This window comes from Fulvivirga maritima, assembly GCF_021389955.1.
In the GTDB taxonomy this organism is placed as follows: domain Bacteria; phylum Bacteroidota; class Bacteroidia; order Cytophagales; family Cyclobacteriaceae; genus Fulvivirga; species Fulvivirga maritima.
This window is the reverse complement of the sequence record NZ_CP089980.1, coordinates 5,568,614-5,584,814: the sequence shown is the minus strand read 5'-3', so window position 1 is coordinate 5,584,814 and position 16,201 is coordinate 5,568,614. Positions and strand designations below refer to the sequence as shown.

At 37.8% G+C, this 16,201-nt stretch carries 11 protein-coding genes, 1 tRNA gene and 1 pseudogene; 10 read left to right on the top strand and 3 right to left on the bottom strand.

All coding sequences use genetic code 11. The annotated features are described in order from the left end of the window. Positions 1–30: 30 nt before the first annotated feature. Entirely contained in the window at positions 31–1,383 is a 1,353-nt protein-coding gene (locus LVD15_RS23445; RefSeq protein ID WP_233777614.1) for a sensor histidine kinase, read from the bottom strand. Positions 1,384–1,522: 139 nt separating this feature from the next. Between LVD15_RS23445 and LVD15_RS23440 the strand changes: the two genes are divergently transcribed. Then, the gene (locus tag LVD15_RS23440; RefSeq protein ID WP_233777613.1) at positions 1,523–2,713 is read left to right on the top strand and encodes a lactonase family protein; all 1,191 of its coding nucleotides are present in this window, start codon (positions 1,523–1,525) and stop codon (positions 2,711–2,713) included. Here LVD15_RS23440 and LVD15_RS23435 read toward each other — a convergent pair. Further along, positions 2,710–4,078: pseudogene (locus LVD15_RS23435) on the bottom strand (sigma-54-dependent transcriptional regulator). The gene LVD15_RS23440 and the pseudogene LVD15_RS23435 sit on opposite strands and share 4 nt — an antisense overlap. A 186-nt stretch (positions 4,079–4,264) precedes the next feature. On the opposite strand from LVD15_RS23435, the gene LVD15_RS23430 reads away from it, so the two are divergent. From LVD15_RS23430 to LVD15_RS23390, 9 genes are all read left to right on the top strand, one after another. Further along, on the top strand, positions 4,265–6,661 hold the full coding sequence (locus tag LVD15_RS23430) for an ABC transporter permease (protein ID WP_233777612.1): 2,397 nt from the start codon (positions 4,265–4,267) through the stop codon (positions 6,659–6,661). Between the two features lie 234 nt (positions 6,662–6,895). Next, positions 6,896–7,564 carry a hypothetical protein gene (locus LVD15_RS23425; RefSeq protein WP_233777611.1) on the top strand — a complete coding sequence of 223 codons (669 nt, stop codon included), beginning with the start codon at positions 6,896–6,898 and terminating at the stop codon, positions 7,562–7,564. 8 nt (positions 7,565–7,572) lie between these two features. Beyond that, on the top strand, positions 7,573–8,226 hold the full coding sequence (locus LVD15_RS23420) for a SpaA isopeptide-forming pilin-related protein (protein WP_233777610.1): 654 nt from the start codon (positions 7,573–7,575) through the stop codon (positions 8,224–8,226). A gap of 420 nt (positions 8,227–8,646) precedes the next feature. Next, on the top strand, positions 8,647–11,082 hold the full coding sequence (locus tag LVD15_RS23415; protein WP_233777609.1) for an ABC transporter permease: 2,436 nt from the start codon (positions 8,647–8,649) through the stop codon (positions 11,080–11,082). A 94-nt stretch (positions 11,083–11,176) separates the two neighbouring features. Beyond that, entirely contained in the window at positions 11,177–13,570 is a 2,394-nt protein-coding gene (locus LVD15_RS23410) for an ABC transporter permease (protein WP_233777608.1), read from the top strand. 288 nt (positions 13,571–13,858) lie between these two features. Next, the gene (locus tag LVD15_RS23405; RefSeq protein WP_233777607.1) at positions 13,859–14,599 is read left to right on the top strand and encodes a hypothetical protein; all 741 of its coding nucleotides are present in this window, start codon (positions 13,859–13,861) and stop codon (positions 14,597–14,599) included. Between the two features lie 2 nt (positions 14,600–14,601). Next, complete coding sequence (locus LVD15_RS23400) at positions 14,602–14,967, top strand: hypothetical protein (protein ID WP_233777606.1); 366 nt, start codon at positions 14,602–14,604, stop codon at positions 14,965–14,967. Positions 14,968–14,980: 13 nt separating this feature from the next. Next, positions 14,981–15,175: a hypothetical protein gene (locus LVD15_RS23395; RefSeq protein ID WP_233777605.1), complete on the top strand. Its 195-nt coding sequence runs from the start codon at positions 14,981–14,983 to the stop codon at positions 15,173–15,175. 148 nt (positions 15,176–15,323) lie between these two features. Then, positions 15,324–15,397: transfer RNA gene (locus LVD15_RS23390), tRNA-Arg, on the top strand. A 309-nt stretch (positions 15,398–15,706) separates the two neighbouring features. Here LVD15_RS23390 and LVD15_RS23385 read toward each other — a convergent pair. Further along, the gene (locus LVD15_RS23385) at positions 15,707–15,901 is read right to left on the bottom strand and encodes a hypothetical protein (RefSeq protein WP_233777604.1); all 195 of its coding nucleotides are present in this window, start codon (positions 15,899–15,901) and stop codon (positions 15,707–15,709) included. Positions 15,902–16,201 lie beyond the last annotated feature (300 nt).

Here is a 16,201-nt window from a genome sequence, read left to right as displayed (position 1 = left end):
GCCGGCTTTTTTTATGCTGATTCATACGTTTCATTGGTTTCTGAAGACCAGTTTAATCTCAGTTCCTTCACCTTCTTCAGATTCGATTTTTATATATCCGCCATGTAAATACATGATTTGTTTAGTGAGGCTAAGGCCTATGCCTGATCCTTGTTTTTTAGTGGAGTAAAAGGGCACGAAAACCTGACTCATTTCTTTTTTGGGGATACCTTGTCCGTTGTCTTTAATACTGATTACTGCGCGCTGCTCTCTTTTTTCTGCACGTAGCTCTATAAAAGGCGATGGTCTGCCATGTAAGGCATGAATGCTGTTGGTAATCAGGTTGATAAGGACTTGTTCTAACAAATGCCTATCTAAAAGAATATCAGAAATGCTGGTGTCAATAGTCAGAGATATGTCATGCTCATCTAGCTGCTTTTTCATGAGTAGTTTGATGTCAGCAAATAACTCCATTACCTGTACCATCTCCAGCTTAGGGTTGGCAATTTTGGTTAGTTTACGATAATCATCTATAAAAGCCAGCATGCCATCACTTCTCTTTTGTATGGTCTTCAATGAAAAGCGCAGATCTTCTATGATTTCTTCATTTAAGTCCGAAAGTGGTATCTGCTCACCATTTTTGCTAAGCATGCCCTGCATAGTTTCCGTAAGGGATGAAATAGGGGTGGCACTATTCATAATTTCATGGGTAAGTATACGAATGAGCTTATGCCATGCCTCTAACTCTGTTTGCTCTATTTCATCTTTAATATCCTGAAAAGTGATCAGTTTATAGGTTTTGCCAAGTAACTGCATAGAGTTTACCTCCACAGAAAGCGTTCGGTTACTGCCACTTTCTATGCTCACCAGCTTTCTGCCACTATTCTGTAGCTGGTTAATTTCATAAACAAAAGAGGCGTGTTTTCCTTTAAGAATATTCCAATTTTTAATGCCTTTGGCTTGTAGTAAGTTTTCTGCCGTTTGGTTCATAAGCACTATATCTATGTCATTTTCTAAGGACATGATGCCCACATTTATATGATTCACTACCATTTGCAGATAGTGAAATTGGCCTTCGTTTGCTATTTGTGCTTGTTTGTAACTGGTTATAATTTCGTTAAAAGACTGGTTGAGTTCTTTAAAAGACTCACTTACAGGAGATTTATTGAAGTTGACCGTAAAATCTTTGTGTTTGATGGAAAGAAGGAATTTGGCCAGCTCTCTATTGGTCATGTTAATAAACCGCAGCAGCTCCCATACTTGCACAATAAGTACAATCGATAAAATGATATGATTGAAAAATAACCTCGGATCACCAAATATCCGGGCAAAAGCAATCATAACTATCAGGATGAATACGATCCTAATGATAACCTTAAAGCTGAATTTTTTATAAAACTTCATATCAGTTTTTAAAAGAACTACATAAATTCCTGATTTGTATACCTTTTCAAAGATAATAATTGTTTCAACTTTTAGAATTGGGCGGATTTCTAATAGGAATGGTTATATTTAAGCATCAATCTTAACTATGAATTATAAAATGCTAAGATCAATTATTATACTATCCTTGTTAGGGGTAGTAAGTCTGTCGTGTCAGCAATCAAAAAGTGTAAAGGAAACAGGTAATGAAGATTCTACTGCCATGATACCAGAGAGTGATAAAAGATTATTGTTTGTAGGTACCTATACAGAGAAAGAAGACCATGTTGATGGAAAAGGAGAAGGTATATATGTTTATACTATGGATAAAAGTACTGGTAAGTTAAGCCAGGTTTCAATTAATAGAGGTATTAAGAATCCATCTTATCTAACTGTTCATAGTAATGGAAAGTATGTTTACGCTGTAAGTGAAACTATGGGAACAGATAGCTTGCCTCAAGGAGATGTGTATGCCTATGAGTTTACTTCTGATAGTACCTTGAGAGAAATTAACCATGTTCCTTCAGAGGGAGGAGCTCCTTGTTTTATATCCATAGACCCTTCAGGAAACTATGCATTGGTGGCCAATTATGCTGATGGTGTTATTACTTTACTTTCTATAGATGATGAAGGTGCATTATCAGAAAAGATGCATGTGAAGCATACTGGTAGAGGTCTTACCAGCAGGCAAGAGTCTGCTCATGCTCACAGTGTATGGCCTACTAAGAGCGGCTATGTTTATGCTGTAGATTTGGGTATAGATAAGATCATTCCGTATAGACTAGATGAAGGCAAAGATACTCTAGAGTCTACCGGTCGTGACACTGAGCTGCAACCAGGTTCGGGACCCAGACATTTAGCTTTTCATCCTTCTAAGAAAATCGCTTATGTGGTCAATGAGCTTAAAGGAACAGTAACGTCGTTGGATATCTTAGATAATGGAGAATTAAGGCCTTTTCAAACTTTGTCTGCGGTAGAAGATACCACTGTAACAGATGCAGGATCAGCTGATATTCACATTACTCCTAATGGCAGGTTCTTATACGTGACCAATCGAGGTAAATTCAATAATTTGGCCATGTTTAGAGTAGACCAAGAGAGTGGTGAACTTGCTCTTTTAGGCCACCAGACTACTAAAGGTGATGGCCCAAGAAACTTTGTTATTGATCCTTCTGGTAAGTTTTTGTTAGTGGCAAATCAGAACACTAATAATGTAATTACTTACGAAATTGATGATGTTACAGGAGAGCTTATTGATATAGGAGTGGAGTCGGAGATTCCTACACCGGTATGTCTTAAGTTTATGCCTTAAATACCATGTTTGTGCATTCTGCGATAGAGAGCGGTTCGGGTAAGGCCTAACACTTTGGCTGTTTTGGTTACATTGCCATTGTTCCGCTCCAGCGTTTGCAGAATAAAGTCCCTTTCCATTTCATCCAGTGTTTTCTCTTCATTAAGAATAGCCGTAGGTCGGTGAGGGGTAGACACAAAGGATTCCACACTGCTAATAGTATCGGTTTCGCTTAAAATTACCGCTCTTTCTACTGCATGCTGTAGTTCTCTGATATTGCCAGGCCAGGGGTAAGTTTTTAACTTGGTTAAGGTGCTTTCAGCAATTTGTATATTACGTTTATGATACTTGTAAGCAAAAATTTTCAAGAAATGATCTGTAAGTATAGGTATGTCTTCTTTTTCGCTCTCGGAGTGAAGGTAATCTAATTTCAACAGTGTTTATTCTATAGAGCAAATCTTGCCTAAAGGTCTGTTCTGCCACCATTTCATTGATAGGCATGTTAGTAGCGCAAATGAGCCGTACGTCTAAGTCTATATCTTTATTAGATCCCACTCTTCTTACTTTGCGGCTTTGAAGCACGGTAAGCAGTTTGGCTTGTAGCGGTAGAGATAAATTGCCTATTTCATCTAAAAAAATGGTTCCTTTTTGCGCTATTTCAAACCTTCCGGGTTTATCTTGCTTGGCATCAGTAAAGGCTCCTTTTACATGCCCGAAAAGCTCACTTTCAAAAAGCGTTTCGCTAATGGCACCAAGGTCTACATGAATAAAAACTTCCTCTTTTCTTGCAGAAAGGTGATGAATATTACGGGCTACCACTTCTTTTCCGGTGCCGTTTTCTCCGAGAATTAACACATCTGCCGCTGTGTCTGCTACTTTTCTGATTAGGTCTTTTACCCTTTTTAAGGCATCAGATTCTCCAATGAGATTTTTAAAGGAATTACTATTAGAAGGGCTGCTTTTTTGAGAGGCCTTAAGCCTTTCAACTTCCTTGCGAGATTCACGGAGTTTTAAAGCGGAATTGATAGTGCCGAGCAGCTTCTGGTTTTTCCATGGTTTAAGTACAAAATCTGTAGCTCCTTGCTTCATGGCTTGCACTGCCAGGTCTACTTCTCCATAAGCGGTGATGAGTATAACACTGGCATCATTATCCATTTTTAAAATCTCATTGAGCCAATAAAAACCTTCTTCGCCATCATTCATCCCTTTTTTGAAATTCATGTCTAGCAGCACCACATCATAATCTTTCCTTTCAAAGTGACCCGCGATCTTTTCTGGCTGAGACTCTATGTCTACTGATGCACACTCCTGTTTAAGAAACATTCGAGCAGTTTCCAGGATATCAATGTCATCATCTACTATCAAAATGTTACCTTGTGTCTTCATAATATAGTATTGGTAAGGTAAACTTACTAAAGTGTATCAGAAACAAACAATGAAGTGTAACGATTACAATACACTTTCAGTATGTGTTTTTTGTAAAAATTTGATTTTCAGTTATTTAAAATAATGGTATTTTGATTGAATAACTCCTGATGAGTAAAAAGGTCACAAACTATTTATCTACAGGAAATGATAAAAAATTATCTTAAGCTAACTTTTAGAAACCTGATTAAGAACAGGGTATCCACTATAATCAATCTGCTAGGTCTTACTATAGGAATAAGCACCTGTGTGGTGATATTTCTTTTTATAAATAATGAACTCAGCTTTGATAAATTCAATCCTAATTATGATAGAATCTACAGAGTAGTTACAGAGGGAATTAATGCTTCAGGTACGTCATACGAAAGCGCCGTGCCTTCACCTATGGCAGAGGTGCTGCGTAATGACTTGCCTCAGCTGGAGGCCGTAACCAGGGTGTATGAGCCTACAGACTATCAGGTGGCTTATGAGGGTGAAAAATGGACTCAGGATGATGTCATGTTTGCTGATTCTATGTTTCTGGAAGTATTCAATTATCCGTTAGTAGAGAAAGGTGCAGTAAAGCCATTAACGGGGCCTAACCAGGTATTAATAACGGAGTCAGTAGCGAAAAAGCATTTTGGTGATAACGCCATTGGAGCGGTTTTTCGGCTTAACCATATGGAAGATGTGGAAGTGGTAGGTATACTGCAAGATCCGCCAGCCAATTCTCACATTCAATTCAGTGTGATCGCTTCTTATCCTACTCTTTCGGCTAAGTTCATAGGTTTTGATATTTTTAGTTGGGAATTTATTGGTGGTATCCATAACTATGTAAAGCTTCCTGAGCAAGTAACCAGAGAGAGTGTGGATGCTGATTTATTGACTATTCAGAAAAAATATGATCCTGATTCTGAAAATGGTAAGAAGAAAAGGTATTTCCTGCAGCCGCTTTCTGAAGTGCATTTTGATCAGGCCTATTCGGAAGGTAATTTTGAATATACCATGGATATGACATACATCTATGTTTTGGCTTGCATTGGCATTTTTATTATGGTCATAGCCTGTGTTAATTTTATTAATTTATCCACTGCCTTGGCGGTGAAAAGAGCTAAAGAAGTGGGGATGAGAAAAGTGCTTGGAGCTAATAGAAAACAGCTAATTATTCAGTACCTGAGTGAAGCCTTCATTATCACTTTTTTGTCAGCATTATTCTCTTTAGGCGTGGTAGAACGTTCAATGCCATTTATTAATTATTTAATGGGTGTGCAGTTGTCAATGGCTATGGTTATTGATCCTACCTTTATTATCTTCTTTACATTGCTAATCATAGTGGTTATGTTACTTTCTGGCCTATATCCGGCTCTGATTTTGTCAAGTTATAACCCTGCCAGAGCCTTAAAGACTAAAATAACTGATGTTAACAGTACTTCTCTATTCTTGAGAAAGGGGTTAGTGACTTTTCAATTTATGGTATCGCAAGTGCTAATAATAGCTACTCTGGTAATAGCCACCCAGATGGATTATTTTAAAAACAAGCCGCTAGGTTTTGGCAAGGAGCATAAGCTTATGATCCCATTCTTTTCAGGCAATGATATTAACAAACTAGAAGCATTTAAAAAGAGAGTGACTGCGCAGAAAGATGTACAAGAAGCATCACTTGCTTTAGGGGCACCTACCTCTGATAATAATCTGGAGTCTAACTTTTTTGCAGAAGGAATAAAAGAGAGTATGAATACTCAGCTTAAGGCTGTGGATATAGATTATAAAGATACTTACGATATACAATTATTGGCAGGCAACTGGTTCACTCATGAGCAAAAAGGATTGGAAAACTATGAACTGGTAGTTAATGAAAGCATGGTGCGTAAGATAGGGTTTAGTAACCCTGAAGATGCTCTTGGTAAAAGAATTAAGTTTGGTATAGAAGGTATAAACGCTCCTATTGTAGGAGTGGTTAAGGATTTTCACATGACCAGCCTACAGTCTGAAATTGATCCTCTGGTTCTTTTTCAGTACAAACCTTTTTATTTTGAATTAGGAGTAAAAATAAATGGACATCAGATGCCTGAAACAATTGCTGATATTGAGGCAGTTTGGAATGAGTTATTTCCAGGTTATGTGTTTGAATATCAGTTTTTAGATGAAGAACTGGCTAAAAATTACGAGTCAGAGCAAACGGTTTTTAGTCTGTTCAAAATTATGTCAGCTATAGCCATTTCTATCGGTTGTTTAGGCTTAGTAGGATTGGTTTCCTTTTTGGTATCACAAAAATCGAAAGAAATAGGAGTGCGAAAAGTGCTGGGAGCTTCGGTTGGCAGCATATTTATGCTTTTTGGAAGAGGATATATTAAGCTGGTATTCATAGCCTTCATCATAGCGGCCCCTATAAGCTGGTGGGCCATGCAGCAGTGGTTGACTTCATTTGCTTACAGAATATCATTTACTCCGTTATTTTTATTAGCAGGGGTGTTTATCAATATCGTAATAGCCATTGCTACAGTAGGTTTTCAATCTATTCGTGCTGCTATGGCTAATCCGGTAGATTCTTTGAAGGATGATTAGTCAGGTGTGACTTAATTATTAATAAGTGTTGTGATGTTGATAAAGTAATTGATGAAAATTCAATTATTGATAAAGTATAAGATCCTAATTCTTAGCTTGTTTGTATTTTGATAAGTATTCATATGTTTTTAGAGGTAAGTTAAAAGATTTATATAAAACATGAAAATAATTATTTTGTCTTCATGTAAAAAAATATAAAATTGCGATCAATTTTACTAGATAACTTAAAAACATATGATGAAGAGATTTTTTATGTTATTCACCTTAGCCATTTTGGTATGGGGTTGTAATGACGATGAGGACTATGATGTAGTTCTTAATTCCAGCGGTAATTTACTGGTTAAGTTAGTCGATGGAGAAGGTGCACCAGTTGCAGATGGTCAGCTAATGTTACATTTACCAGGATCAGCTGAAAGCTTATTGGAAGTTTTAGAGTCTGATGAAGCCGGTAATGTTGATTTGGGAACCCTTCGATCAGGTGAGTATTTAATTGATTGGTATGTTAATCATAATGGTCTATTATACACTCCAGGAACTTATCTTGGAGTTCAGGTATTGGCCGGAGAAGCAGTTGAAAAACAAATTAATATTGAAAGTGATATTCATTTAGGAACATTAGAAATTACAATAATTAACGCTGATACCGAGGAGCTGGTAAATGGAGCTCAGTTATTAATAGTTCAGGATGCATTTGGGTTTGATTTAGATATGCCCTTTGAAGATATTATGAAAAGAGGCATGCAAACCACTACTAATGGAGAGGGACAAGTTTCTTTAAAGTTACCAACTGCTGAAAGATTCTATATCTATTATTTAGATGGAGAAAGTAATAATTACCTAGGGAGACAAAATGTATCACCTGGAGATGTGAGAGAAGTTGAGTATGAAATAACAGTTAACTGAATTAATCAATGAGGAAATTATATATACTTTTATTTGTAAGTGTTTTTATGTTTGGGTGTAAAGACGATAATGAAGTAAAAGTTACAATTAAAGATAGTGCTAATCTGACTTTAACATTAACGCAAAAGGGGACTCCTTTGTCTGGAATTTATTTTAAAGTTATTTCGAAGGCAAATGATCTTATCATTAAAGAAGGTATTACTGATGAAAAAGGTGTCATCGATTTTGAGCAGCTAAAGGAAGGAGATTACTGGGTTTCAGCTGAGACTTATTTAGAAGAAGAGCGGCTGAAGTATGAATTCAAAAGAGTAGTTCAAGTAATTGCTGATCAAAATAAAGATCTAGTTTGGGATACCGAAGATTTTACCGTGAATATGGAATTCTACACACTTAATAGTGATGAAAATGCTTCTGTTCCTAATCAGAAAATATTGATTTATCAGAATAATGAAGTCAATGAATTGATTTATGATTTTCCTGAAAAGCTAGAGCAAGGAATAACAGTTACTACAGATGAAAATGGTAGAGCTAATATAGATTTGCCCGAAAGTGTTTATTTCTCAGTTTATTGGTATGAGAACGAAGAGAATTATATTAAAATATCGGGAAATGAACAATTAATAACAGGTGAAGATGAATATTTAAGTATCGACTTATACTAATAGAATCTGGTGATAAAAAACAAAAGGCTACTTGAAAAAGTAGCCTTTTGTTTTTTATATTAACTTGTATTATTTCTAATGCACTCATTTGTCATGCTTTTGATGCAGTAATTATCTGTAAATACTGTTTAGAACAAGAAAATTGATGTGGCATTTCTATTAGCATTTTATCTTAATATGAAACGCTGTTAACTTTATTAATTTGTCTGCGATCCGAGCTATCCAGAGGATACAAGAAGTAGCACTTACCAACCCTGTTCACAGCTTGAAAGAAGATTAAAAGTGTATCAATTTTAATACAGTTGGTTGTCATGTATCTGATACATCTTACTGGCAAAATGTGGTCAATTTACGTATTAAAGGGGATGGCATTTCTTTTGGCAAGTAATAAGTAATTACAATTAACTTCACTTACATAGCATGATTAAAAATTACTTCAAAATAGCGATTAGGAATTTCTTGAGGAATAAGTTTTATGCTGGACTGAATATCCTAGGGTTATCCGTAGGCGTGGCAGTATCTCTGCTTATTAGTGTTTACTTATTGCATGAGTTAAGTTATGATAATTTTCATGTAAATGGAAGTGAGATATACCGGGTAAATCAAACTAATATCTGGGACCCGGAAGGGGGCTGGATGAGCCGTACACCGCCGCCAGTGGCTGATGCTATGGCGGCAGAGTTTCCGGAAGTAGAAGCCACCGTAAGAATAAATACTCCGAATGCTGCCATTGTTAATATAGAGCATGGCGGCACTTATAATTCCTTCAGGGAAAGCAGCATATTGGCAGTTGATTCTAATTTCTTCGATTTTTTTGGTTTCAAACTTCAGGAAGGTAGCCCTGATAAAGCTTTGAGTCAGATGAATGCCGTGGTGCTTTCAGAAGAAGCGGCAGGCAGATTTTTTGGAGATGACTCTGCCTTGGGTAAAACCATATTGTTAGGAGATGATAAAACCCCTGTGGAGGTAACGGGTGTAGCAGAAAAGCAGCCTACTAATGCCCATATCCACTTCGATTTACTGTTATCTATGCCCACCAATCCTCATGTGAAGCGTTTTGAATGGAGTTGGATTTGGACACAAATGTACACTTACGTCAGGTTGAAAGATGGCGTAGAAAAGGTAGAAGAAGGCATGCATGGACTGGCTCACAAATATGCCTTAGATGCATTTAAAAGATTAGGGATATCTATGGTAGATTTTGAAAGCCAGAAAGGAAAACTGGATTTTGAATTGCAACCAGTAGAAGATATTCATCTTAATGCGTCAGTAGGAGGTAATCTGGAACCGGTTAATGACATGACTTACATCTATATATTTGGCACAGTCGCGATATTCATTATGCTATTGGCAGGTATCAACTTTGTGAATTTAACCACGGCCAGAGCCGCTAATAGAGCTAAAGAAATAGGCGTGAAGAAGGTTTTAGGTTCAGGCAGGGCGCACCTTATACGTCAGTTTTTATTGGAATCGGTTATGCTGAGTTCTATAGCCACGCTAATAGGGCTGGGCTTTGCTGAGCTGCTAAGGTTTTCTATGGTAGATTACTTAGATCTTAATTTAAGTACTGGTATTATGTCGGATGCTCGCATTTTGGGTGCAGTGATGGTATTGCCATTATTTTTAGGCGTATTAGCGGGCTTATATCCTGCATTTTATCTCACCTCTTTTCAGCCTGCCAGGGTTTTGAAGGGAAACGTAGCCAGTGGAGCTAAAAGCGCCAGTTTAAGAAATGTTTTGGTGGTATTTCAGTTTAGCATAGCCATTATTTTGGTCGCAAGTACTTTTGTGATTTATAAGCAACTTAAATACTGTGAGACTACAGATTTGGGCATGAATAAAGATCATGTGTTAGTAGTGAAAGAGGTAGATAAGCTGCATGATCAAATGAATGCCTTTAAGCAAGAGATGAATAAGGTTTCAGGAGTTCATGCCGCAGCATTAGGCAGTGTTATGGGAGGGAATACTTCAAACGCCCTTGAGGATCTTTTCTACAAAGAAGGTCAGCCAGAGAAAAAAATATCATTAGCTACAGTAAAAGGCGATGAAGATTATGTGCCTTTGCTGGATATGAAACTGCTGGCAGGGAGAAATTTTGTGAAATCTAACCCTTCGGATAAGTCAGCCATAATCATAAATGAACGTGCTATGAAGGCTTTTGGCTGGAGCTTGGACGATGTACTTGGGCAGAAAGTTGAGTACTTTGAGTCTGTGGAATTTCATGTTATCGGTGTGGTGTCTGACTTTAATATGATTTCTGTGAAATTTCAAATTCCGCCTTTAGCCATATTTCATACTGAAGCTAATCTCTTCAATGACAATAGGCTGCTGGCCGTAAAATATGACCCACAAAGGCTGCAGGAGGTGATAGCTTCGTTAGAGACTAATTGGAAAGTGCTTTCCGAATCAGTTCCGCTTGATTATGTCTTTTTAGATGAAAGCTTTGCGGAACAGTACCAAAACGAGCAAAAACTAGGCTCATTATTCAGTGTTTTTGCTACTCTGGCATTATTGATAGCCTGTTTAGGGTTGTTCGGACTGGCTTCTTTTATGGCAGCTCAGAGAAATAAGGAAATAGGAGTTAGAAAAGTGTTGGGGGCTTCAGTAGCACAAATAGTGATTTTGCTGAATAGCAACTTTTCTAAGCTTATTATAATCTCTCTTTTTATTTCTATACCAGTAGTATGGTGGTTGATGAGTAAGTGGTTAGAGCAGTTTGTGATCAGAATCGATATTGGCTGGGAAATATATGCTATCTCCGGCTTTTGTGCCATATCTATCGCTTGGCTTACGGTAAGTTACCAGTCTATAAAAGCAGCAGTGGTAGATCCTGTGAAGAGCTTGAAGGAGGAGTAGGACCTATTTAACTTTAAAAATATAATTCCTTACAACCCTATAGACATCTTGAAAAACGAATAACAACAACAGTAAAACTCAAATAACAACTTCAATGGTCAAAAATTATATTAAAACCGCACTCCGGAATCTATCGCGAAATAAGCTGTACACTGTGGTGAATGTGCTGGGGCTGTCGTTGGGCATTGCCTGTAGTGTAGTGCTCTTAATGTTAGCTCAGTATTCTAATACGTTTGATGATTTTCAGGTTAACAAGGATAGAATCTACCGACTAGTCAATTCTTCTGATGGAGCAGGGGGAGAGCGTGACTATACACCGGGAGTACCAGGGCCATTACCCGATGCCATTAAAGAAGATTTTTCAGAATTTGAGAAAGTGATCTTTGTGAGAAATATGTATGGCACCAAGCTAGTTACTGTAAATGCTGATTCTGATAGGCCTACCTACTTTGAGCTGAAGCAGGAGCGTTTGGCTTTTACAGAACCAGGCTATTTCGATTTGTTTACGGTAGCTTGGAAGCAAGGAGATATGACATCAGCCCTGGAAGGGCCTGATAAAGTGGTTCTTTCAGAATCGGTAGCTAAAAAGTTTTTTCCTGATGGAGATGCACTCGGTAAAACCATTGTATATAACAAAGATTCACAATTGAAGATTACTGGCATAATGGCCGATCCTTCTCCGCATAGTGATATGCCTTTTGAAATTTTCATTTCGTATGCTACTATTAAAAAAGAAGTGTTAGCTCACGGGTGGGGCAGTGTAGATAGTGATGATCAGTGCTATATTTTATTGTCAGAAAATGATAATCCGGATAGGTACCGTGCTCGTTTAGATGAATTTGTAATCAAAAATTTCGGTGAAGATAATGGTAACGAGCGTTATGACCTCCAGCCTATGTCAGACCTGCATTTTAATGATAATTATAGCAACTATAGATTTTATACTACCAGTAAAAATGAGATACTGGTTATGGTGTTTATCGCTATATTTCTACTATTAACGGCTTGTATTAATTTTGTTAACCTATCTACAGCAGTAGCTGTTCGCCGGTCGCGCGAAGTAGGGGTGAGGAAGGTGCTGGGAGGTACCAGAACGCAGTTAGTGCTTCAGTTTTTAGCCGAATCACTGGCCGTAGTATTGGTGGCTGTAATTATTGGGCTAAGCCTTGCCGAGCTCATGATTCTGTACGTAAATCCTTTTATGCAGGTAGCATTAGATATCCCGTGGGGAGAGCCGCTATTTATAGTTCAGGTGCTGGCAGGTTCGCTGCTTATCACCTTGTTAGCAGGTTTTTATCCTGCTTTGGTGCTTTCTAATTTTAAACCTGCGCTTGCGCTGAAAAACCTGATTACCACTAAGCACAGCGGAGCTTTTTCCTTAAGGCAAGGGTTGGTAGTTTTCCAGTTTTTCATCTCTCAGGTATTTATTGTGGGTACCATAGTGATCATTAGCCAAATGAACTTGCTCAATAGCGTGGATCTTGGCTTTACTACAGATGCGCTGGTAAATATCAGAATACCGGAGAGAGATCCTGATAAGAAAAAAGTATTGAAGGCTGAGGTGGAGAAATTAGCGAACATAGAGCAAGCGAGCTTAGTATACACTAATCCAAGTTCTTCTTCAGTGTCAGTGAGTAACTTTAATGTATCTGATGATGCTGAGGAGTATTATACATCAATGAAATATGGTGATAATGATTATCTCGATATTTACCAAATTAAGCTCTTAAAGGGTAGAAATGTAAATCCATCTGATACCGTAAATGAAGTGTTAATCACTAAAAATCTGCTGGAATACATAGGCTACAAAGGTAAAGAGGATGAGATTTTGGGAGAGATGATTAAAGTGCATGGTATCCATGTGCCTATTGTGGGGGTGATGGATGATTTTAATTCTGTTGACTTGCATGATAAAGTCACTCCGGTCATGTTTATGAGTTCAATTAATAGTTACAGGCAGCTTACGGTTAAGGTGAACCTTTCTAATTTTAGTGACACCAATGATCAGATAAAAGCCATATGGCAAAAGCTCTATCCTGAGTTTGATTACGATTATAATTTTGTGGATGATTACATTGCAGGCTTCTACGAAGAGGAGCAGAAGATGGCTAAAATCTTTAGTTTCTTCTCAGGTGTAGCCATACTGATTGGCTGCTTGGGGCTGTTTGCATTAGCTTCTTTTATGGTTAACCAGAAGGTGAAGGAAATAGGGGTTCGTAAAGTGTTAGGCGCTTCAGTGGCTAACATTGTAGGCATCTTTTCATGGTCTTTTTTCAAGCTTATAGGTATTTCTTTTATAATCGCTGCGCCGGTGGCTTGGTATGTGATGGATTCCTGGCTTGAGAATTTCAATTACAGAGTAGAAATAGGGCCATTGTTCTTTATAGTTGCTTTTTTAGCCACCCTTTTTATAGCGGTAGTTACCGTGGGGTATAAGTCATTTAAAGCGGCGGTAGTAAACCCTGTCAATAGCCTGAAAGACGAATAAATCGATCTAACATTAATACATGAGAAAAGCTCTAAGTACTGCCACTTAGGGCTTTTTTTATGACTATAAGCGATTAGTGCATAAAGACTATCCCTTAAACGGATTAGGGTATTAAGTCAATTTGAATAAACGAATTTCTAGTTATTGTCGTTCTACCATCTAAATACTCTCTGTTGGCTTTAATTAGTCGTTCTTCTGGTTGTATTTCTGATTTTTATTAATCGGGGTAAACCCTGAAAGAAAGCGGCACACTGATCATCATCTTTGTACCAGATATTAATACTAATTATGGCTAAAAACACTCGATATCCTATTCTATGCATCATTTTTTTCATGGGTTTCAACCTATTGTTTTGCTATCAGGGATACGGCCAGCAGGATATTTATTGGGAGAAAAAATATAATCCGGCTGACAAATCATTTTTAAAATACAGTGGAATAGGCGTGTCTTTTGGTGTTAAGAGCCTTGTTTTTAATAGTAATATCGACCAATTGAATGATTACCATGCTATCCAAGAGGGCGGAAAAGCCTCTTTAGTTTTAGGTAATGATTTTGATCAAATAAGTATTAATGCAGCTGGCTGGTATTATGCGTCCAACCAAAGCCAGAAGACCATAGACTTATTTGAATTTGGAATTACAAATCACCTATATTTTTTAAGAGCATTTGGGATAAAACCTCTGGGTATTGCTCCCTATGTAATCTCAGGCGTAAGCAGGCAGAGATACAAGTTTTATGGGGCATATGTAGATGAAGAGGGTAGAGGAGACGAAGGAGATAGGAAAGGGGCTGAGCCTTACTTAGGCAAGCTGAAGAGTATGAGTTTATCTCTTGGCCTTGGCGTAGAATATCAGCTGCAATCAGAGCTGGAGTTCATACATTTTTTTGCCGAGGCCACCGGTGATTTGAGTTTTATGTCATCAGTAGATGGCGCTGCCTTTACTGACACCAAAACAGGACGCTTGTATTCATTTAACCTCGGAGTGCGCTTCGGCTTGAAAAAAACAAATTTTAGATACCTGAGATAGTTATGATCAAAAGAGTGTGTTGGGGGCTAATGTGCGTATTTTCATTAGCTGCTTGTGAAGTGGAGATTGATAATCCTTTAGAAAGAAATGCCAATGAATGGTATACCATAAGGGCCGGTAGTCATAGTTCTAACCCTATGCCGGAAGGCTTTTCTGATGATGAACTGGTGTTTACTGCCCTGTTTGATAGTTCGGCGGTTTATAAAACGGAAGCTGAAGCCAATCAGGCCGATATCAATAAGTTGATGGGGTTTTCTGATTGCGGAGCTCACCACCATGAGAATAGTGCCAGGTTTGGCTGGCGATGGTATAATGATGAGCTGCAAGTGTTTGCTTATTGTTATGTGGATGGCGTGAGAAAACTCTGAGTTCATCACTGCCGTGGAGCTTAATGAAAGTAATGAGTTCAAAATTCTTTCAGATGGAGAAAAATATTTTTTCACCGTAAACGGAAAGACAGAAGTAGAAATGGTAAGAGGAGGAAACTGCACTGAGACGGTCAATTACTTACTTTTTCCATATTTTGGAGGTGATGAAACAGCACCGCATGACATCACAATTAAGATCCTGAAATAGAAAAAGATTAAATAAAATTAAAAATTACTGCAGGATAGTTTGTGTTTTTAATCCTGAGTTTTATATTTGCACCACCTTAAACAATAGGGACAGGCAAAAAGGCTAAAAGCAGCCTGGATGCTTTAAAAAGGCCCTTTTTTAAGATAATGGTTCCGTAGCTCAACTGGATAGAGCAACTGCCTTCTAAGCAGTAGGTTCGGGGTTCGAGTCCCTGCGGGATCACTTAAAAGCCGCTTATAACATCAAGTTGTAAGTGGCTTTTTTTATTTATTCCCTTTCTTCATTCCCTCAGAAATCAGGCTCCAGTGGTTAATGTGATGTTGGACTAAAATAAGCACTTTCCAATTGCGAGTAGATGTTGTAATTGCGCCTTTTGCGGTTATATTTAGTAATAAATTGAATACAAAGAATAATAAAAAAGCATATTCAATTTTGTACAGGCAGTCTTCTCTTGCCATGAGAAACAGCAAGAAGCAATTGATTCTATCCGTTATAGCCTCGATAATGAGCTCGCCAATATTAAAGCGTAATTTATTTAACTGAAATCTCAAAAACTCGAAGATTGGTCTCATCTAGCGCGCTTAGCGAAGCAATACGCGTGCTCATCAGCTCAATCTCAATTATATTGCGATTGATATCTTCACGGGCATTTGTAATGCCCTTATCATCAAACTCAGAACCAAGGTTTTGAAAATGCCCTAAAAAAGGAAAAAAAAGCTCCATCATTATTTTATAACTCCGGCTAGTGCCTATGTTGGTGGTAAGGGAATGTTGGTCTTAAGTTTAATGATATGGAGCAGTGTCACCATGTAGGGCATGGCGGGACCTGTAGCCTATTTTTCAAACCTCTTTCACCTCACAACGGTACAGCAAGATGAAACCACAGCCGAGTCACACTGAGCCGTGTCGAAGTGTCAGACGATCGGTACTGATTTATGATTTAACTGGATCTCAATCTTTTTGACTTTTTTATATACGTGCTATTTGATAATACTTTCACACAACTGTCATTCTTAGTGAGCGAAA